The sequence below is a fragment of the Pseudomonas siliginis genome, assembly GCF_019145195.1.
GTDB classification, from domain to species: domain Bacteria; phylum Pseudomonadota; class Gammaproteobacteria; order Pseudomonadales; family Pseudomonadaceae; genus Aquipseudomonas; species Aquipseudomonas siliginis.
This window is the reverse complement of sequence record NZ_JAHSTW010000008.1, coordinates 214,168-234,233: the sequence shown is the minus strand read 5'-3', so window position 1 is coordinate 234,233 and position 20,066 is coordinate 214,168. Positions and strand designations below refer to the sequence as shown.

The 20,066-nt window shown below is 59.5% G+C and carries 21 protein-coding genes; 16 read left to right on the top strand and 5 right to left on the bottom strand.

The genetic code is table 11. The annotated features are described in order from the left end of the window. Positions 1 to 100: 100 nt before the first annotated feature. From KVG87_RS17450 to KVG87_RS17440, 3 genes are all read right to left on the bottom strand, one after another. Positions 101 to 481: a Rho termination factor N-terminal domain-containing protein gene (locus KVG87_RS17450; RefSeq protein ID WP_217851772.1), complete on the bottom strand. Its 381-nt coding sequence runs from the start codon at positions 479 to 481 to the stop codon at positions 101 to 103. A gap of 61 nt (positions 482 to 542) precedes the next feature. Further along, positions 543 to 800, bottom strand: coding sequence for a hypothetical protein (locus KVG87_RS17445; protein WP_110646004.1), 258 nt, complete (start codon positions 798 to 800; stop codon positions 543 to 545). Positions 801 to 844: 44 nt separating this feature from the next. Further along, positions 845 to 1,189 carry a hypothetical protein gene (locus KVG87_RS17440; protein ID WP_041479419.1) on the bottom strand — a complete coding sequence of 115 codons (345 nt, stop codon included), beginning with the start codon at positions 1,187 to 1,189 and terminating at the stop codon, positions 845 to 847. Positions 1,190 to 1,576: 387 nt separating this feature from the next. Here KVG87_RS17440 and KVG87_RS17435 point away from each other — a divergent pair, with 387 nt between their 5' ends. From KVG87_RS17435 to KVG87_RS17395, 9 genes are all read left to right on the top strand, one after another. Next, entirely contained in the window at positions 1,577 to 2,056 is a 480-nt protein-coding gene (locus KVG87_RS17435; protein WP_064361472.1) for a GNAT family N-acetyltransferase, read from the top strand. A gap of 159 nt (positions 2,057 to 2,215) precedes the next feature. Then, the gene (locus tag KVG87_RS17430; RefSeq protein ID WP_217851770.1) at positions 2,216 to 2,878 is read left to right on the top strand and encodes a hypothetical protein; all 663 of its coding nucleotides are present in this window, start codon (positions 2,216 to 2,218) and stop codon (positions 2,876 to 2,878) included. Further along, complete coding sequence (locus KVG87_RS17425) at positions 2,875 to 3,369, top strand: PAAR domain-containing protein (protein ID WP_122707385.1); 495 nt, start codon at positions 2,875 to 2,877, stop codon at positions 3,367 to 3,369. Before KVG87_RS17430 ends, KVG87_RS17425 begins: the two co-directional genes overlap by 4 nt. A 66-nt stretch (positions 3,370 to 3,435) precedes the next feature. Further along, positions 3,436 to 4,116 (top strand): alpha/beta hydrolase, encoded by a 681-nt coding sequence (locus KVG87_RS17420; protein ID WP_367616687.1) that lies wholly within the window; start codon positions 3,436 to 3,438, stop codon positions 4,114 to 4,116. Between the two features lie 786 nt (positions 4,117 to 4,902). Next, positions 4,903 to 5,892, top strand: a complete 990-nt coding sequence (locus tag KVG87_RS17415) for a 2-dehydro-3-deoxygalactonokinase (protein WP_217851766.1) — start codon at positions 4,903 to 4,905, stop codon at positions 5,890 to 5,892. 19 nt (positions 5,893 to 5,911) lie between these two features. Beyond that, on the top strand, positions 5,912 to 6,532 hold the full coding sequence (locus KVG87_RS17410; RefSeq protein WP_217851764.1) for a 2-dehydro-3-deoxy-6-phosphogalactonate aldolase: 621 nt from the start codon (positions 5,912 to 5,914) through the stop codon (positions 6,530 to 6,532). 61 nt (positions 6,533 to 6,593) lie between these two features. Beyond that, entirely contained in the window at positions 6,594 to 7,742 is a 1,149-nt protein-coding gene (gene dgoD, locus KVG87_RS17405; protein WP_016770960.1) for a galactonate dehydratase, read from the top strand. Positions 7,743 to 7,936: 194 nt separating this feature from the next. Further along, on the top strand, positions 7,937 to 9,247 hold the full coding sequence (locus KVG87_RS17400; protein ID WP_217851762.1) for an MFS transporter: 1,311 nt from the start codon (positions 7,937 to 7,939) through the stop codon (positions 9,245 to 9,247). Between the two features lie 61 nt (positions 9,248 to 9,308). Then, entirely contained in the window at positions 9,309 to 10,112 is an 804-nt protein-coding gene (locus KVG87_RS17395; RefSeq protein ID WP_016770958.1) for an IclR family transcriptional regulator, read from the top strand. Between the two features lie 9 nt (positions 10,113 to 10,121). Here KVG87_RS17395 and KVG87_RS17390 read toward each other — a convergent pair whose 3' ends face one another. Continuing rightward, positions 10,122 to 11,174: an NAD(P)-dependent alcohol dehydrogenase gene (locus tag KVG87_RS17390; RefSeq protein ID WP_071173192.1), complete on the bottom strand. Its 1,053-nt coding sequence runs from the start codon at positions 11,172 to 11,174 to the stop codon at positions 10,122 to 10,124. A gap of 190 nt (positions 11,175 to 11,364) precedes the next feature. Between KVG87_RS17390 and KVG87_RS17385 the strand changes: the two genes are divergently transcribed. Next, entirely contained in the window at positions 11,365 to 12,255 is an 891-nt protein-coding gene (locus tag KVG87_RS17385; protein ID WP_016770956.1) for an AraC family transcriptional regulator, read from the top strand. Positions 12,256 to 12,438: 183 nt separating this feature from the next. Here the strand turns inward: KVG87_RS17385 and KVG87_RS17380 are convergent, their stop codons facing one another. Further along, complete coding sequence (locus KVG87_RS17380; RefSeq protein ID WP_217851759.1) at positions 12,439 to 14,103, bottom strand: electron transfer flavoprotein-ubiquinone oxidoreductase; 1,665 nt, start codon at positions 14,101 to 14,103, stop codon at positions 12,439 to 12,441. 550 nt (positions 14,104 to 14,653) lie between these two features. Here KVG87_RS17380 and KVG87_RS17375 point away from each other — a divergent pair. The 6 genes from KVG87_RS17375 (at position 14,654) to KVG87_RS17350 (ending at position 20,058) form a co-directional block, all read left to right on the top strand. Beyond that, entirely contained in the window at positions 14,654 to 15,403 is a 750-nt protein-coding gene (locus tag KVG87_RS17375; RefSeq protein WP_217851757.1) for an electron transfer flavoprotein subunit beta/FixA family protein, read from the top strand. Continuing rightward, positions 15,404 to 16,333, top strand: a complete 930-nt coding sequence (locus KVG87_RS17370) for an electron transfer flavoprotein subunit alpha/FixB family protein (RefSeq protein WP_016770954.1) — start codon at positions 15,404 to 15,406, stop codon at positions 16,331 to 16,333. It begins immediately after the preceding gene. An 81-nt stretch (positions 16,334 to 16,414) separates the two neighbouring features. Further along, positions 16,415 to 17,236 carry a substrate-binding periplasmic protein gene (locus KVG87_RS17365; protein WP_217851755.1) on the top strand — a complete coding sequence of 274 codons (822 nt, stop codon included), beginning with the start codon at positions 16,415 to 16,417 and terminating at the stop codon, positions 17,234 to 17,236. Positions 17,237 to 17,245: 9 nt separating this feature from the next. Continuing rightward, positions 17,246 to 17,608: a DUF4398 domain-containing protein gene (locus KVG87_RS17360; RefSeq protein ID WP_038860459.1), complete on the top strand. Its 363-nt coding sequence runs from the start codon at positions 17,246 to 17,248 to the stop codon at positions 17,606 to 17,608. Continuing rightward, entirely contained in the window at positions 17,605 to 18,417 is an 813-nt protein-coding gene (locus KVG87_RS17355) for an OmpA family protein (RefSeq protein WP_217851754.1), read from the top strand. Before KVG87_RS17360 ends, KVG87_RS17355 begins: the two co-directional genes overlap by 4 nt. A gap of 201 nt (positions 18,418 to 18,618) precedes the next feature. Beyond that, positions 18,619 to 20,058, top strand: a complete 1,440-nt coding sequence (locus tag KVG87_RS17350; RefSeq protein ID WP_024013893.1) for an aminotransferase-like domain-containing protein — start codon at positions 18,619 to 18,621, stop codon at positions 20,056 to 20,058. Positions 20,059 to 20,066: the final 8 nt, after the last annotated feature.

Genomic DNA, 20,066 nt, shown 5'->3' with positions numbered 1-20,066 from the left:
TGGCAAGCCAGCTCCCACAGGGTCTTCGTGTGTAAGTGCAATAGTGCAACCAACCGAAAAATCTGTGGGAGCTGGCTTGCCAGCGATGAGGCCATCAGGCTTAGCCAGCCTTGCGCAACGCCTCAATCAACTCCTGCTTGCGCATCGAAGACCGCCCCGGAATATTCTTCGCCCGGGCTTCCTTCATCAGGCTATCGACAGTCTGCGTGTCCTTCGAAGTTTCGCTGTTACGCGAATGACCCTTGCGACTGGCCACCGCGCGGCGCGATGACTCTTTGCGCTCTTCCGACTTGGCACTTGCGGGCTTCTTGCGCCCCGAGCCACCGGACTTCTCGCCACCGCCGGATTGTTTGTTCACCGTCGCCCAGGCACGCGCCTCAGCCTCATCTTTCGACACGCCCTTTTTCTCGTAGCTGTCTTCGATGTGCTCGGCTTTGCGCTTCTGTTCGCTGGTGTATTTGTCTTTGCTTCCACGAGGCATGGGATTTCTCCTCAAGTTGCGGATCCGGCCGCTCGCCGCTTCGACGGCGAGCGGCTTGGCACTACTGCATATCCAGTTTGCGCGCCGCTTCGACGCCGGCAGAACTGAGCTTGATCGGCAGGTTCAGCGAGTGTTCGCCCGCTTCGCTCATGGTCACGTGACCATGATGAATCAGCCCGCGATCCTGCAGGGCGGCGAGGGCGCTGGCCACGACTTTCTCGCCCCGGTAATTGTCCAGCACCTCCTTGCCCAAGCCGTTGGGATGCGCGTGCAGCAGGCGGGTGAGAACTTCTTTTTCCAGGTCTTTGTCGACGTTCATGGTTACCTCTTCATGGGAGTGAATAGGGCGCTCGCGTCGGCGAACTACTGACCGGCACCTTCGGAACCGGAGCCACCGGTGGTGGTTTTCGAACCGACACCCGGGCCGGCGTTGTCAGGGGGAGTGGCCGGAGAATCAGGTGTGTTCATGCCACCCTGACGGCCCGGATCGCTGCCTTGTGTGCGCGGATCGGTGCCGGTGGCGGGTGGCTGATTGATCAACGGCACGCCGGAGCCATCGGTATTCATACCGGGGGCACTGTTAATGGCGGGCGCGCGTGGCGGGGTCGGATCGGTAGGGCCAGTGCCCGCTGCCGTAGACGAGGCGGCGAACACCGCAGGGCAGAGCAGGGCGCTGAAGACTAAAGCGGTCAACCTTGACGAGATCATAGGGCTTCTCCAGTGATTGGAATCCTTACACTTGGTTGGTCAGCCCTGATGACGGATTGGTGCCTGATGATCGACGAACGGTCTTCGCCGGGGTCACGTGGCTGCTGTTCAGACGATGCCAATCTTTAGTGTTTCCATCGGTGCAAAACAGTTAACGGTCATAAGCATCCTTTCAGAATGTGCGGTATCAACTGTGGGAGCGAGCCTGCTCGCGAAAGCGTCATTTCAGTCAGATGTTGATTCAACTGACAGAATGCTTTCGCGAGCAGGCTCGCTCCCACAAGGGCAACAGTGTTCAGCAAATTGGGCAGGTCAGTATGTTTGCCATGTGACGAGCGCCGCTGCGCGCCTTAGTATGACGCTTTAATTTGCAGACAAGGCCCGTCCATGACGATCGAAATCCGCCCGGCGACCCCCAGCGATGCGCCGCAAATCCTCGCCTTCATCACCGAACTGGCAGATTTCGAGAAGGCCCGTCACGAAGTCATCGCCAGCGTCGCCGACATCGAACGCAGCCTGTTCGGCGACGGCGCCACCGCCCACGGCCTGATCTGCCTGCGCGACGGCTTGCCGATCGGCTTCGCGGTGTTCTTCTTCAGTTACTCAACGTGGCTGGGCAGCAACTGCCTGTACCTCGAAGACCTCTACATCACCCCCGAACAACGTGGCGGCGGCGCCGGCAAAACCCTGCTGCGCCACCTGGCGAAAATCGCCTGCGCCAACGACTGCGGCCGCTTCGAATGGAGCGTGCTGGAATGGAACACCCCGGCCATCGAATTCTACAAATCCCTCGGTGCGCAACCGCAGGAGGAATGGGTGCGGTATCGCATGGATGGCAAGGTGTTGCGCGAATTTGCCGAGGGCTGAGCACAATGATGGCAATCTACTGCTGATTCAGTTGTCGCCACCGCTCTAGTCCGGCATTCTGTGCGCCATTTTTGCGCGCTCACGGACGACACCTGCAATGCATCTGGCAAAATTTCTCCGCGCCTGTGGAGCCCTCGCTGCGTCAATGAGTGACTAGCTATGAGTGGACTGCAGGCGTCCATGCGTCTGTATGGTCTGGTGAAAACCACCGGCTCTTCTGACGACCCGAATCGACAGGCTGTCGAAATTCTCTGCATGGCCCAGCGCACTGGCGGCGTGGCTATAAGGGCTTTCGTGTCGCGGCTTGATGCCGAGTTGATGACGCGCAGTGCCGACCTTGGCGACTACCGCGTGGTAGCGCTGAGAACCTTTGATCCCACAGCGATTATCGACGCCCATCAAGGCTGGCTGATGCTGCACGTCTGTTGCGGCTTCGTCGCTCTCGCCGGCCATTCTCTGTTGAAAAACGGTGCGTTGATCCCGATGGGCTGGCACGTCTACTCCGAAGTGGGGCGCTGGACCTCCAGGCATCATCTGGACCTTGGCGTGAAAATGGTCGAGTTGCTGCAATCGACTTTCGAGCGCAATCACCTGCGCAACTACAACGCCTGGCTCAACGAACTTGATGATGCAACGCCTGCCGAGTTGAGTTGGCAAGCCAACGAAGCCTGGCGTGCCATACAAACCGCGACATCACCTGAAAGCCGTGAGCATTGTCATGCTCTGTTCGACCCGGTCGATAATCGCTGGCGCTTTGTCGCGACCGACATCGACATCTATCAGCCATCCCCGGCACCCCTTAAGCAAGGAGCTTTGAATTGAGTGGTAAACCCGCAGCTCGCGTCTCCGACCCAACCGCCTGCCCACTGCCAGGTCACGGCACCAACCCGATTGTCTCCGGCTCGCCGGACGTATTCTTCGACGGCCTCGCTGCTGCCCGCATGACCGATAAATCAGCGTGTGGCAGCCCTATCACCGGAGCGGTCTCCGGCACTGTTTTCATTAACGGCCTGAACGCCGCGATGCTCGATAGCACTGGTGGGCATGGCAATGTCGTGATCGGTGGCTCGGGCACGGTGATCATCGGCCAAAGTGGGGGAGGGGCAGCATTTAGTGGGCTGTTGCCGATGCCTGTGCATTTCACTGACAGGTTGCAAGTAGTCAATCAGGACACCGGAGAGCCGGTCTCTTATCACCCTTACATCATTCAGCGGGGTGACGGCAGTGAAGAGTCTGGCGTGACGGATGCGGCGGGATTTACCCATACCGTCAGTTCGCACCTGGCTGAGACAATTAAATTATTTGTGGAGTAATTAGAGATGGCAAATGGAAGTGCTACAGCAGAGGCTCCACCACCGCCAATGGCGAAAAGAGATCCCGTGAGTCATACACTTACTTGCAAGACAGATCAATCGGTCAAGCAAGTAACAGTAAGCATCCGCGATGCAATGGTTTTTCTTGTTGGTGGAGCTGGCGATCAGGAACGGTATTACGTTGATGGTCCCAATCACAATGTCGACTATGTGCGAGACATGGTCGACGCGGACATCGAAGCACTGGAAATACAGAAATCTTGTACGACGTTGCCTGTTGGTTATAACTCATTTATGAGTGAGGAGGATTTGGAGCGTAACGTTATTCGAAAGATTCCAAGTTGCAATACTGCGATTTATATCATTGGCCACAGTTTGGGTGGCTGGAACGGTGCTCATTTGTCTGCGGTTTTAACCGAGCGCGGTTTCAAAATAAAAATTTTGGTGACCCTGGATCCCGTAGGGCACGGCAAAATCGTATATGGTATTTCGAAAATATATCGTCAGGTCCCCAAGCCTAAAGCGCAGTATTGGGTAAATATCAGGGCAGCTGCGGTCGATTGGAACCTGTCAGATCTGGTTGCAGACTTTGGTGAGCAATGGGAGATCTCCGAAGGACCGAACGTCATGGGGCGGCTCGATATCAATCATGCAGATGCCAACTCTATGTATGCTCACGCCTTGCCCGGTGGAAAGTCAGCGCGACAGATTGTAGCGGAGTCAATATTCAAGTGGATTAAGGGGTAACAACCTGTGAAGGTTTTAATCTTGACAATATGTATGTCGGTGCTCTCGGCTTGTTCTTTGAATCATGGTCGGCCCATTGCTAACCTTAAATACGAAAAGACAGAGCGGCTTCGTACTACCGGAATTTATCAAGTTTATTTCAAGTCCGACGTGGAACTTCTCGGCCTGTTCAAGTCGTCTATAGGGCGTGGGCTGGTCTGCTCGTTGACAAATGACCTTGATTTTTCTCAGGCACATCGAATTAAACAGTCCGGCTTCGGGTTTATCGAGAGGGTTTCGCAGGACTCGTTGATTTATAGGGCAGATGTCATTTTTGACGAGTCGGTAGACGATGAGGGGGGAGAAAGGCGCCTGAAAGGGGAAACACTGGATCCCTTTTTAAAAGCCAGAGATTCCATTTCCTGTGTGTATAGAGTCCACTCCACTACATACAAGACGTATTTTTCCAAGATTATGCGGGTACCTAGCGCGGATTTGCTGACAACTGGACCTGCAAAATAAAAACTATCCCGTCCGGCCTTGCCTCTTTCGAGGGCCGCTCTCCCTGAGTATTTCCCGACCGCAGCGGCATGGCGAACCTTGCATTTTTGTCCGTGCAAGCCTGACTCGGCCCTTCCCGGCATTCGATCGCCATCGTTGCAGCCCAAGGGCGGCGTTTTGAGTGAGGTGATACCGTTACTGTAGATGCTTCCCAGAATGTGGGATTGATATTTATATATTGAGATTTCCCGTCCCTCGGGTTTATAGTCCGTCGCACTCACTGCCAAAAACAAAACAGGTGAAGCGATGCAGGCGCAATTGATCGCGCTCGATTGGGGGACGACCTCATTACGTGCTTACAAACTCGCGGCGGACGGTGTGGTGCTGGAGCAGCGTGCGCTGTCGTCCGGGATCATGCAGTTGCCCAAGACCCCGCGAATCATCCACGGCCGTGAATGCGCCGATGGTTTTGAACTGGCCTTCGACGAATCCTGTGGTGACTGGCTCGATGCGCAGCCGGATCTGCCGGTAATCGCTTGCGGCATGGTCGGCAGTGCACAGGGCTGGCGCGAAGCGGCTTACTGCGAGACGCCGGCCGACGTCGCCCATCTCGGAAATTCCCTACAAACCGTTGTCAGTCTTCGCGGTACACCGGTGCATATCGTCCCGGGCGTGATCCAGCGTTCGCGTCTGCCCAACGTGATGCGCGGCGAAGAAACCCAAGTCCTCGGCGTGCTGCAAAGTCTGCCGGTCGAGGCGGGTAATGATCTGCTGATCGGCCTGCCCGGCAGCCACTCGAAGTGGGTGGAAGTGGTCGACGGCCGCATCACCCATTTCGACACGTTCATGACCGGCGAAGTGTTCGCCGTGCTCAGCGAGCACAGCATCCTTGGCCGTACCCAGCAACCGAGCGCGACCTTCGATGCGCAGGCATTCGATCGCGGCGTACAGATCGCGCTGTCGACAGATGCCGCGCTCGGTGTGCTCTCGACCTTGTTCAGCGCCCGCACCCTCGGCCTGACCGGTGAACTGAGCCCGACTGCTCAGGCGGACTATCTGTCCGGCCTGATGATCGGCCATGAGCTGGCCGCGCTCGCCAATGTGCAGCGGCGCCGGCGCAATCAAGCGAATCTTCCAGCGATCGTGCTCATCGGCAATGCGCAATTGTGCACGCGATATCGCCGTGCCCTCGACGCCTGCGGCTTTGCTCAGGTGACGCTGGCCGAGCAGGCCACCGAGCGTGGCCTGTGGCAACTGGCGCGTGCCGCCGGACTCATAGATTCCTCATCCCGTTAACCCTGACTGGAAGCCTGACATGCTCAAGCAAGCACTGGCACAAAACGGTCTGATCGCGATTCTGCGTGGCCTGCAACCGCAGGAAGCGGCGGCTGTCGGAGAAGTCCTGTATTCAGCCGGATTTCGCGTCATCGAAGTACCGCTCAATTCCCCATCGCCGTACGAAAGTATCCGCATCCTGCGTGACGCGCTGCCCGACGATTGCCTGATCGGTGCTGGCACGGTGCTCAGCCCCGAGCAGGTCGAGCAGGTCAAAGCTGCTGGCGGACAAGTTATCGTCATGCCGCACAGCGATGCCAAGGTGTTGCGCGCGGCGAAAGCGGCGGGGCTGTTCCTGTCGCCGGGTGTGGCCACGCCGACCGAAGCCTTCGCCGCACTGGCTGAGGGTGCGGACATTCTCAAGCTGTTTCCGGCCGAGCAAATGAACCCGGCGGTCGTCAAGGCCTGGCTCGCGGTGTTGCCAGCCGGCACGGTGCTGGCGCCGGTCGGCGGCATTACGCCGGACAACATGCAGGCCTTTATCGACGCCGGTGTGAAAGGTTTCGGTCTCGGTTCCGGCCTGTTCAAACCGGGCATGACGCCCGAGCAGGTGGCGGTCAATGCCAAGGCCTACGTGGCTGCCTGGAAAGCCCTGCGTTGAGATTTTTTGGCGCTGTGTGCGCTGCATCTAATAAAAGCTGCATTTACCAAAGAGAGCAGAGATGAAAATCACCAAACTCACGACCTTCATCGTTCCGCCGCGCTGGTGCTTCCTCAAGGTCGAAACCGACGAGGGCGTGACCGGTTGGGGCGAGCCTGTGGTCGAAGGGCGCGCGCATACCGTAGCTGCTGCGGTGGAAGAATTGTCCGACTACCTGATCGGCAAAGACCCACGCAATATCGAAGACATCTGGACCGTGCTCTATCGCGGTGGCTTCTACCGTGGCGGCGCGATTCACATGAGCGCGCTGGCCGGTATCGACCAAGCGCTTTGGGACATCAAGGGCAAGGCCCTCGGCGTGTCGGTCAGCGATCTGCTCGGTGGCCAGGTGCGCGACAAGATTCGTGTCTATTCGTGGATCGGCGGCGACCGTCCGGCCGACACCGCGCGTGCAGCGAAAGAAGCAGTGAGCCGTGGTTTCACGGCGGTGAAAATGAACGGCACTGAAGAACTGCAGTTCCTCGACACCTTCGAGAAAGTCGACCTCGCCTTGGCCAACGTTGCCGCCGTGCGTGATGCGGTCGGGCCGAACGTCGGTATCGGCGTCGACTTCCACGGCCGCGTGCACAAGCCGATGGCCAAGGTACTGATGAAGGAGCTCGACCCGTACAAACTGATGTTCATCGAAGAACCGGTGCTCAGCGAAAACTACGAAGCGCTGAAAGAACTGGCGCCGCTGACCAGTACGCCGATTGCCCTCGGCGAGCGGCTGTTCTCGCGCTGGGACTTTAAACGGGTGTTGAGCGAAGGCTACGTCGACATTATCCAGCCGGATGCCTCTCACGCTGGCGGCATCACCGAAACCCGCAAGATCGCCAACATGGCCGAAGCCTACGACGTCGCGTTGGCGCTGCATTGCCCGCTGGGACCGATCGCCCTGGCTGCCTGTTTGCAACTCGACGCGGCTTGTTACAACGCGTTTATCCAGGAGCAGAGCCTGGGCATCCATTACAACGAGAGCAACGACTTGCTCGACTATGTGAAGGATCCGCGCGTGTTCGACTACGACCAAGGCTTCGTGAAGATTCCGAACGGCCCGGGGCTGGGCATCGAGATCAACGAGGAGTACGTGATCGAGCGTGCCGCCGTCGGCCATCGCTGGCGCAACCCGATCTGGCGTCATGCCGATGGCAGCTTTGCCGAGTGGTGATCTCCTGATTCAGCGCTGATCCCTGTGGGAGCGAGCCTGCTCGCGAATGCAATGTCACATCCGCCATCGATGTGACTGACCCGGCACTTTCGCGAGCAGGTCGAATCGTCGGACCGTCGCTCCCACAGTTTTTGATCTCCAGGGAGAGGAGATCTGCGTCATGACCTCAACAAACATAAAAAGAGGCATCTCTCATGCAAACGCATACCCTCTCCGGGCAGGCGTCTTTACTCACGCCTAGCCGCAAGCGATTTTTCATCATGGTGTTGCTGTTCATCACCGTGGTCATCAACTACCTCGACCGCAGCAACCTGTCGATTGCCGCGCCGGCGCTGACCAGTGAGCTGGGCATCGATCCGGTTCATGTCGGTCTGATCTTCTCCGCGTTCGGCTGGACTTACGCTGCCATGCAGATCCCCGGCGGCTGGCTGGTCGATCGCGTGCCGCCGCGCATCCTTTACAGCGTCGCGCTGCTGCTGTGGTCGGTGGCCACGGTGATGCTCGGTTTCGTCAGCAGCTTCATCGCGCTGTTCGTGCTGCGCATGGCCGTCGGTGCGCTGGAGGCGCCGGCCTATCCGATCAACAGCCGCGTGGTTACGACCTGGTTTCCCGAGCGTGAACGCGCCACGGCGATCGGTTTCTACACCTCCGGGCAGTTTGTCGGTCTGGCTTTCCTGACCCCGGTGCTGGCGTGGCTGCAACATGCATTCGGCTGGCACATGGTGTTCGTCGCCACCGGCGCGGTGGGCATTCTGTGGGCGCTGATCTGGTACGCGGTGTATCGCGAGCCGCGCGATTTCAAAGGCACCAATCAGGCGGAAATCGACCTGATCCGCGAAGGCGGCGGGCTGGTGGATATCCAGGCCGAGGCGGCCAAGGTCAAAGCCAAATTCAGCTGGACCGATCTGGGTGTCGTCCTCAGCAAACGCAAGTTGTGGGGTATCTACCTCGGCCAGTTCTGCCTGAACTCGACGCTGTGGTTTTTCCTCACCTGGTTTCCGACCTATCTGGTGAAATATCGCGGCATGGACTTCATCAAGTCCGGCCTGCTTGCATCGCTGCCGTTTCTCGCTGCGTTCGTCGGTGTTCTGTGCTCGGGATTCTTTTCCGACTTCCTGATCCGTCGTGGCTACACCGTGGGCTTCGCGCGCAAGTTGCCGATCATTGGCGGGCTGCTGATTTCGACTTCGATCATCGGTGCCAACTTTGTCGAGTCGACGCCGCTGGTGATTGCCTTCCTCGCCCTGGCATTTTTTGGCAACGGGCTGGCGTCGATCACCTGGTCGCTGGTGTCAACACTGGCACCGGCGCGGTTGCTCGGTCTGACCGGTGGCGTGTTCAACTTCATCGGCAATCTTTCGGCGATCGCTACGCCGATCGTGATCGGCTTCCTCGCCAGCGGCGATTCGTTCGCGCCGGCGATTACCTACATCGCCGTGCTCGCACTGGTCGGTGCCTTGTCCTACGTGCTGCTGGTGGGCAAGGTCGAGCGTATCGAGTTGTAGTGCTCAGCGTCGGGCGACCATAATGCCGCCCGTTCCTTCGCTCAACGGTAAAAGGCTGGATATGCAGGAAGACGCCCCGGAAAAAACCAAGGACGCCGCGCCCACCGGCACCCAGACGCTGCTGCGCGGCCTCGGTGTGGTGCAGGCAGTGGCCAGTGGCGCGCGCGATCTCAAGGAGATCGCCCGGCTGATCGGCACCACGCGCAGCACTACCCATCGTCTGGCCAGCTGTCTGGTCGACGAGCGTTATCTGCGCGTGGTGCCGCAAATCGGTTATCTGCTCGGGCCGAAACTGATCGAACTGGGCTTCCAGGCCCGCGAAGAGTTGCCACTGGTGACCCTGGCCGGGCCGTATCTGGACGAGCTCTCGGCGCTGACCGGCGACACGGTGCATTTGGGGATCAGGGAAGGCGACGAAGTGCTGTACCTGCTGAAGAATCCAGGGCGCAACGGGCCGGAAATGCGCTCGCGGGTTGGCCATCGCATGCCGCTGGTACGCACCGGGATCGGCAAGGCCTTGATGCTCGATGATTCGCCGCAGGACTGGCGGCGGCTGTACGACATCAGCCTGCCGGCGGGTGGCAAAAGTCAGTTCTGGCCGCAGCATCCGCAGCAATCGTGGGAGCAGCTGGAGCAGCGCATGGGCGAATACGTTGCCGGTGGCTACGCGTTCGATCTGGAAGACAACGAACCGTCGATCCGCTGTGTGGCGGCGCCAATTCGTGATGCGAGCAAGGGCATAGTCGCGGCGATCAGTATCGCCAGCACCGTGCCGTACATGCCGCTGGAAAAAATGGCCGAGTTGATCCCCCTGCTCAAAGGGGTCACAACCCGGCTGTCGGCGGAGCTTGGTTTGAAGGTATAGCCCTAAGGTTTAGGCCTTCAGCGTCGCCATGTCGATGACGAAGCGGTACTTCACATCACCGGCAATCATCCGCGCATAGGCTTCATTGATATTGCGGATGTCGAGCATTTCGATGTCGCAGGTGATGTTGTGCTCGGCGCAGAAATCCAGCACTTCCTGGGTCTCGGCGATACCGCCGATCAGGGAGCCGGCCAGTACGCGACGGCTCATCACCAGTTTGCCGGCGTGCACGGGCGGGTTCACCGGCTCGATCAGGCCGACCAGAATGTGCACACCGTCGAAACGCAGGGTGTCGAGGTACGGGTTCAAATCGTGTTGCACCGGAATGGTATCGAGCAGGAAGTCGAAGTAGCCGGCCGCGGCCTTCATCTGCTCGGCATCGGTGGAGACGATGACGTGATCAGCGCCCTGACGGCGACCTTCTTCAGCCTTGCTCGCCGAACGGGTGAACAGTGTCACTTCGGCGCCCATGGCCTTGGCGAACTTGATGCCCATGTGGCCGAGGCCGCCCATGCCGAGAATGCCGACCTTGTCACCGGCCTTGACGCCGTAGTGCTTGAGCGGCGAGTAAGTGGTGATGCCGGCGCAGAGAATCGGTGCGGCGCTGGCCAGAGCGAGTTTCTCGGGGATGCGCACAACGAAGTGTTCGCTGACCACGATGCTGTCGGAGTAACCGCCCATGGTGTTGCTGCCATCGACCCGGTCCGGGGTGGCGTAGGTCATGGTCGGGCCTTCGAGGCAATATTGCTCGAGGTTCGCCTGGCACGCTTCGCAGCTGCGGCAGGAATCGACCATGCAGCCTACGCCAACCAGATCGCCTACCTTGTGACGGGTGACATTCGCACCGACTGCGGTGACTTTTCCGACGATCTCATGGCCAGGCATCAGCGGATAAACGGCGATGCCCCATTCGTTGCGTGCCTGATGGATGTCGGAATGGCAGACGCCGCAGTAGAGAATTTCGATCGCCACGTCGTCGGCGCGCGGGCTGCGGCGTTCGAATTTCATCGGGGCGAGGGGGGTGGTGGCCGATTGGGCGGCATAGCCGATGGCGGTGTACATGGGTGACCTCGCAAAAACAGTGACAAGTGAGGCGGTGAATTCTGGCCGCCAGAGGCGGGTGCGGCCATGACGATTTCTCCGGGTCTCATGCCTAATCCTCCGGCATGCGGGTTTCGGCGATCGCATTGGTCAGCGGATCTGCGATGATGTTTTCATCCCCTTTTCCGTGAATTTTACGAAGACTTATTCGATGCAGTTGACCCGTCATCTTGATGCCAATGCCCGGCTGGTTTCGTTGATCGAACCGCTGGCGCTGCGCGATGGCTACAGCCAGACCGGCCTGCCCGGTGTGCAGATCCTGCGCGCCAGTTGCGACGTCGCCCGTGGCCCGCACATTTACGAGCCGAGCCTGATGATCATCGCGCAGGGCAGCAAACTGGCGTTCCTCGGCCCACGAACCATGGAGTACGGCGCCGGGCATTACCTGATCCAGGCGCTGCCGGTGCCGTTCGAATGTGAAACCTTTGCCTTGCCCGATGCGCCATTGCTCGGTGTGTCGGTGGCGATCGATCGTGTCCTGCTCGGCGAACTGGTGCTGGCCATGGGGCTGGCGCCGGGTCGGCATATTCCGGCGCAGACGCCGGAGTCGATGACCTCGGTGGTGCTCGACGATGGCATGCGCGGTTGTGTCGAACGGCTGCTCAGCTGTCTGCACGATCCGCTGGAATGCCAGATTCTCGGCCCGGCACGGGTTCGCGAGTTATTGTTCGTCGCGCTGCGCGGGCCGCAAGCGGATGTGTTGCGGGCGTTGGTCGAGCAACAAGGGCAATTCGCCCGGGTGGCGGCGTCGATCAGCCATCTGCATGCGCATTACACCGAGCCGCTGAATGTCGAGACACTGGCCGGTTGCGCGAACATGAGCGTGTCGACGTTTCATGAGCATTTCAAGCGCAGCACGTTGTTGTCGCCGGTCCAGTATCTGAAGCGTTTACGTTTGTTGAAGGCGCAGACGCTGCTGGTGGCGGAGGGGCTGGGCGTGGCGCAGGTGGCGCATCGGGTGGGGTATCAGAGCACGTCGCAGTTCAGTCGCGAATACAAGCGTTACTTCGAGCGCAGTCCTGGGGATGAGCGCGCTGCCTGATCCGCCGATATCCCCAGTGGGAGCGAGCCTGCTCGCGAAGGCGGTGTATCAGTCGACATCATCTTTATATGACACACCGCTTTCGCGAGCAGGCTCGCTCCCACAGTTGTTTTGTGGTGTCAGGGGAATTTTGGGCAACAAAAAGGCCCCCATGTCGGGAGCCTTGTTGTTCAGCGTTTCGACTTACATGTTCGGGTAAGTCGGGCCGCCGGCGCCTTCCGGCGCGACCCAAGTGATGTTCTGCGCAGGGTCCTTGATGTCACAGGTCTTGCAGTGCACGCAGTTCTGGGCGTTGATCTGGAAGCGCTTCTCGCCGTCTTCCTTGGTGATCACTTCGTATACGCCGGCCGGGCAGTAGCGCTGCGCCGGTTCGTCGTACAGCGGCAGGTTTTTGCTGATCGGGATGCTCGGATCGGTCAGCTTCAAGTGGCACGGCTGCTCTTCTTCGTGGTTGGTACCGGAGATGAACACCGAGCTGAGTTTGTCGAAACTCAGTTTGCCGTCAGGTTTCGGGTAATCGATCTTCTTGCAGTCGGCCGCGAGCTTGAGGCAGGCGTAATCCGGCTTGGTGTCGCGCAGGGTGAACGGCAGTTTGCCGCCGAAGATGTTCTGGTCCAGCCAGTTGAAACCACCGCCGATGATCGCGCCGTACTTGTGAATCGCCGGGCCGAAGTTACGGCTGGCGAACAGTTCTTCGTGCAGCCAGCTGTTCTTGAACGCGTCGACGTAAGTGGTCAGTTCGACGGCGCAATCCTGCTCGGCGAACAGCGCATCTGCCACCGATTCCGCCGCGAGCATGCCGGACTTCATCGCTGTGTGGCTGCCTTTGATCTTGGCGAAGTTCAGGGTGCCGAGGTCGCAACCGATCAGCGCGCCGCCCTTGAAGACCATTTTCGGCAGCGAGTTCAGGCCGCCCTTGGCGATGGCGCGGGCGCCGTAGCTGACGCGCTTGCCGCCTTCCAGATATTGCTTGAGCACCGGGTGATGCTTGAGGCGCTGGAACTCATCGAACGGCGACAGGTAAGTGTTGCTGTAGGACAGGTCGACGATCAGACCGACCACCACCTGATTGTTTTCCAGGTGATAGAGGAACGAGCCGCCGGTGTTCTCGGTGCCCATGATGTCCAGCGGCCAGCCGGCGGTGTGCACCACCAGGCCTGGCTGATGCTTGGCCGGGTCGATTTCCCAGATTTCTTTCAGGCCGATGCCGTAATGCTGAACGTCGGCATCGCTGTCGAGGTTGTAGCGCTTGATCAGTTGCTTGCCGATGTGGCCACGGCAGCCTTCAGCGAACAGCGTGTATTTGCCACGCAGTTCCATGCCTGGGGTGTACAGGCCTTCTTTCGGGTTGCCTTCACGGTCGACGCCCAGATCACCGGTGATGATCCCGCGCACTACGCCGTTTTCATCGATCAGCGCTTCTTGAGCGGCGAAGCCCGGATAGATTTCCACACCCAGGTTCTCGGCCTGCTGAGCCAGCCAGCGGCACAGATTGCCCAGGGAAATGATGTAGTTGCCTTCGTTGTGCATGGTCTTGGGCACAAAGAAGTCAGGAATCTTCTGCGCACTGTCGGCGTTTTTCAGCACGAAAATGTCATCGCGCGTGACTGGCGTGTTCAGCGGCGCGCCGAGCTCTTTCCAGTCCGGGAACAGTTCGTTCAGGGCGCGGGGTTCGAACACCGCACCGGAGAGGATGTGTGCGCCGACTTCGGAGCCTTTTTCGACCACGCAGACGCTGATTTCCTTACCGGCGTCAGCGGCCTTCTGCTTCAAGCGGCAGGCGGCGGACAGACCAGCGGGGCCGGCACCGACGATGACGACGTCGAATTCCATGTATTCGCGTTCCACAGGCTATCTCCTACTCAAGGCTCAACAGTTTTTTTTCTAATATGGAGGTTTGATCTCGCATCCGTATTGCCTTTACGTTAACGTCAAAGGGAATATTGGCGAATCCACCTTTCTCTCTAGGCGGCGCATTATATCTACACCACTCCTAGCGTCCAATACAAACGTTTGTTTGAATCGCCTCCAGCCCTGATAAATCAAAGAAGCGCGGCTTATGACAGGGCATTTTGGCGTATTGACCAGAATGGGCGTTCCGGTCAAGATACGGGCGGTTTTGCGCTCGCCGTAGGCAGACTGGCGGTTTCAAGAGCACCTCTAAAGACAGGGCACAGGCAGTAGACGGTGATGCGCAGCGCAAGTCCGGCGCGCAGTTTACACAGCGTGAGAATGAATGACCCGGCAGTCACCCCTGACGAACGGTCACCGCTCTTCGCGAAGTGAATCACCTCACATTCAAGCCGGCGTTTTTAGAGGTGCCCTTGTCGCCCGATGAGCATCATCCGCCAGGTTCGCCTAGGCGACTTTCTTTTCACCGGAGAGTAACGAGGAATCCATGAAGGTTCTTGTAGCTGTCAAACGCGTTGTGGATTACAACGTCAAGGTCCGCGTCAAGGCGGACAATTCCGGCGTCGACCTCGCCAACGTCAAGATGTCGATGAACCCGTTCTGCGAAATCGCCGTGGAAGAAGCCGTACGCCTGAAAGAGAAGGGCGTTGCGACTGAAATCGTCGTCGTCTCGATCGGCCCGACCACCGCTCAGGAGCAGCTGCGTACCGCACTGGCTCTGGGGGCCGACCGCGCCATCCTCGTCGAATCCGCTGAAGACCTGACCTCGCTGGCCGTGGCCAAGCTGCTCAGGGCCGTTGTCGACAAGGAACAGCCGCAGCTGGTGATCCTTGGCAAACAGGCGATCGACAGCGACAACAACCAGACCGGCCAGATGCTCGCGGCACTGAGCGGCTACGGTCAGGGCACCTTCGCTTCGAAAGTCGAAGTCTCCGGCGACAGCGTTGCCGTGACTCGCGAAATCGACGGCGGCGCGCAGACCGTTTCGCTGAAACTGCCGGCCATCGTCACCACCGACCTGCGTTTGAACGAGCCGCGCTACGCGTCCCTGCCAAACATCATGAAAGCCAAGAAGAAGCCTCTCGAAGTGCTGACTCCGGACGCTTTGGGCGTTTCCACCGCCTCCACCAACAAGACACTGAAAGTTGAAGCGCCGGCTGCACGCAGCGCAGGCATCAAGGTCAAGTCGGTGGCTGAACTGGTTGAAAAACTCAAGAACGAAGCGAAGGTAATCTAAATGACTATCTTGGTTATTGCTGAACACGACAACAAAGTGCTGGCCCCGGCCACACTGAACACCGTGGCCGCTGCTGCCAAAATCGGCGGCGACATCCACGTTCTGGTAGCAGGTCAGGGCGCTGGTCCGGTGGCCGAAGCCGCGGCTAAAATCGCTGGCGTGAGCAAAGTCCTGAATGCTGACAACGCCGCTTACGCGCATCAGCTGCCAGAGAACGTAGCTCCGCTGGTTGCAGAGCTGGGCGCTGGCTACAGCCACATCCTCGCTGCCGCCACTTCCAACGGCAAAAACATCCTGCCGCGCGTTGCTGCTGCGCTGGACGTTGACCAGATCTCCGAGATCATCTCGGTAGAAAGCGCTGACACTTTCAAGCGCCCGATCTACGCCGGTAACGCCATCGCCACCGTGCAATCGACCGCCGCGATCAAAGTGATCACCGTGCGTGCCACCGGTTTCGATCCGGTTGCTGCTGAAGGTGGTTCGGCTGCCGTTGAAGCCGTAGGTGCTGCCCACGACGCCGGTACTTCGAGCTTCGTCAGCGAAGAGCTGGCCAAGTCCGACCGTCCTGAGCTGACCGCTGCCAAGATCGTCGTCTCTGGCGGTCGCGGCATGCAGAACGGTGACAACTTCAAACACCTGTACGCGCTGGCCGACAAGCTTGGCGCTGCTGTTGGCGCTTCACGCGCTGCGGTCGACGCAGGTTTCGTACCGAACGACATGCAGGTCGGTCAGACCGGCAAGATCGTTGCGCCACAGCTGTACATCGCCGTCGGTATCTCCGGCGCGATCCAGCATCTGGCTGGCATGAAAGACTCCAAGGTGATCGTTGCGATCAACAAGGACGAAGAAGCGCCGATCTTCCAAGTGGCCGATTACGGCCTCGTGGCGGATCTGTTCGAAGCAGTACCTGAGCTGGAGAAGCTGGTCTAATCCGGCGTCTTCACTTATAAAGAGCCCGGCCTGTTGGTCGGGCTTTTTTTTGTCTCGAATTTCAAGCGGGAGCGTTTTGCCATGGATCTGCGCTGCGGATGGTTGTTGGGATTGGCCCTGTTGCCAGGTTTGGCCATGGCCGCGGGCAAGTGTGAGCGCCTGGTCGTCACCGGCAGCCCTGACGCGCCGCCGTACTTGTGGCAGGACCCGCAAAACCCCAAGCGCCTGATCGGCGCCAGTGCCGATCTGTTGCAGCAAGTGGCCAAGGATCTGGGCATCAAAGTCGACCTGCTCTACGCCGGCAAACGCTCGCAGGCCCTCGATGAAGTGCGCAGCGGGCGTATGGACATGCTGGCCGACGCGCCGCTGACCGTGAATGAGCTGGAAAACTTCGACTTCATTCATCCGCCACTGCTGGAAAACGACTACCTGGTGTGGACGCGCAAAGGCTCGACGCTGACCTATGCCGAGGCCGGCGACCTGAAAGGCCATGCCGGCGCGGTGTCGGAAAAGTCGCGGATGACTCAGGCATTCGGCACTTTCGCCGAACAGAATCTGACCCTGACCCGCACAGCAAACCTTACCGAGGCATTACAGAAACTGCTGTTGGGCGAGGTGGAATATGTCCTCGCCGGACGTTACTCAGGCCTGGCCGCCGCGCAGACATTGGGCATGACCAGCGATCTGTTGGCGTTCGAACAACCCATCGACCGGCCGGGTCTGTTCCTCGCGGTTTCGCATAACTCGGCCTGCAACGATCCGTGGTTGCGCGGACAGCTCGCCAAAAAGATGACAGAATTGCCCGCGTCCGGACTGACGGAAGCCGCGCTGCAACGCAACATCGAGCGCTGGAAGGCGCAACAGCAACAGCCGCCACAACCTGTCAGTGCCCCAAAACAGTAGGGATTCTTAGTGAGTATTCGACCTCTTTTCGCGGCTGTGGCCGTTCTGGCCCTGGCCGGGTGCGCATCCGATCCGGCACCCAGTGAGCAAATGCGTTTGACCGAACAAGCCATCGTGCAGGCCAAGGCAGTCGGCGCCACCGCTGACGAAGTGCCGGAAATGCAACTGGCCGAAACAAAATACAACCGCGCCAAAGGCAGCATGGCCGACGAGTCCTATCGCAACGCGCGCATGCGTGCCGAGCAGGCGGAACTGGATGCACGTCTGGCCGAGGCCAAGGTGCTGACGAAAAAAAGTGAAGAACAGCTGAATGTGCTCAATACCCGCATTGTCCGCCTGCGCAAGCAGCTGCAACTGGGGGAAGCGCAATGAGCCTCAAGTCCAATGCTCTCGGCATTCTGCTCCTCGCCGGTTGCGCCAGCCTGTACGGCTGCGCCGGCCAGCACAGCGAGGCGGCGCTGCAACAGGCCGGCGTTGATTTCCAGAAGGTCAAGGAAGATTCCAACGTGCTGCGCATCGCGCCGAAAGACGTGATCCGCGCCGGCGAATCCCTGGCCCGCGCCGATCGGCTGTCGACCTATTGGGGCAGCGGTGCCGACGTGGTGCATTACGCCTACCTGAGCCAGCGCTACAGCGAAATCGCCCGCGAGCACACCAACCAGGCGCTCAACGAGGAACGCGCAGCCAAGCTCGAGCTTGAGCGTCAGCGTCTGCAACTGGCTCTGCGCGAGTCGAAGCTGCTCAGTGTGCAGCAGCAGGGCAAGTGGCTGGAGGAACAGATCGAGGCGCTGGCCACCACACAGACCGATCGGGGGCTGGTCATGACCCTCGGCGACGTGTTGTTCGACACCGGCCAGGCGGAACTGAAAAACTCGGCCAACCGTGTCGTGCTGAAGATCGTCCAGTTTCTGCAACTCAACCCCAAGCGCGTGGTGCGCATCGAGGGCTACACCGACAGCACCGGTGGCAAACAGGAAAACCTCAAACTGTCCCGCGATCGCGCGCAATCGGTGGCTGACGTGCTGGTCGATCTGGGTATCGACGAAAAACGCATTCAGGTCGAAGGTTACGGCGACCAGTTCCCGGTCGATGCCAACGCCTCCGAGCGTGGCCGGGCGCAGAATCGCCGCGTCGAGATCGTGTTCTCTGACGAAAAAGGCCAGCTCGGCGCCGCCCGTTGAGGGCTGCGTCTCTGGAAAGCCCGGACTGTCATGCAGTGCCGGGCTTTTTTATGTCTGTCGATTGCTGCGCAAAACCGTACAGATGGGACAGACACCCCACTGTACGGTCGAGTAATCTGGCAACTGTCCCAGTACACTTCTAAACTGTTCCGGTATTGTTTCAGACAAGAATAAAATGCCCGTGAAATCGAGTGCTGCGTCATGACCAATCTCTTGCTCTACCAACGTATTGCTCAGCAACTGGCCGAAGACATCCGCCGTGGTGTCTATCAACCGGGGGAGCGCGTGCCTTCGGTGCGCAAGATGAGTTCGCAGCTCAACGTCAGTCATGCGACGGTGTTGCAGGCTTACGCCAACCTTGAAGATCAGGGCCTGATCCGCGCCCGACCGCAGTCGGGTTACTACGTGCACCAGACCCCAGCGCTGACCGCGCCGACGCCGGATATTGCCCGGGTCGAACGGCCGGGGCTGGTGACGCGCAGCAGCATCATCCAGCAGGTATTGGTCGAGTCGCGGCGCGAAGGCGTGTTTCCGCTGGGCGCTGCGGTGCCGAGTGTCGATTATCTGCCGGTGCGCGCGCTGCATCAGCAGCTGGCCAAGGTCACCCGGTTTCACAGCCCACGGGCGTTCAGCTACATGTTCAGCCCCGGCTTCGAACCGCTGCGCCGGCAGGTCGCGATCCGTATGCGTGACGCTGGCGTGGTGGTCGATCCGTCGGAAGTGGTGATCACCCACGGCTGTGTCGACGCCTTGCAGATGTCGTTGCGCGTGCTGACCCGGCCGGGGGATCTGATCGCTGCCGAATCACCGACCTATTACGGCCTGCTGCAACTGGCCGATCTGCTTGGCCTGAAGGTCATCGAAATCCCCAGCGACCCCGCCACCGGCATGAGCCTGGAAGCCTTGCAACTGGCCGCCAACCAGTGGTCGATCAAGGCGTTGGTGCTGACCACGCGCCTGAGCAATCCCCTCGGCGGGACCATGCCGGAAGAGCGGCAGAAACAGTTGTTGCGTCTGGCCTCGGATTTCGACATTCAGATTGTCGAAGACGATATCTACGGCGAACTGATGTTCGAGCAGGGCCGTACCAAGGCGCTGAAGGCTTACGACAGGCTGGATCGGGTGATCTACTGCTCGAGCTTCTCCAAAACCTTGTCGCCAGGTGTGCGTATCGGCTGGATGATCGCCGGCAAATACCAACAGGAAATCCAGCGCCTGCAAACCTTCAGCACCCATTCGGCGTGCAGCGTCACGCAGATGGCGATTGCCGCCTATCTGGAAAACGGCGGTTATGACCGGCATTTACGCTACATCCGTCAGGAGTACCGGAAAAACCTCAGCGCGTTCCAGCTGGCGGTGCAGCAGCACTTCCCTGAGGGCACGCAGATGTCCCGGCCCACGGGCGGTTTCATCCTCTGGGTGAGCTTGCCGGGGCGGGTCAACACTCAGGAATTGCATGTCCGCGCGCTGCAACAAGGCATCAGCATCGCACCGGGGCTGATCTTCAGTAATACCGAGCAGTTCAACCACTGTATCCGCCTCAACTGCGGCATTCCGTGGAACCGCGAGGCGGAGCGGGCGCTGATGACGCTGGGTCTGTTGGCCACCCAACTGTGTCAGGAAACCGCTGGCGGATTCTGAACGGGGAG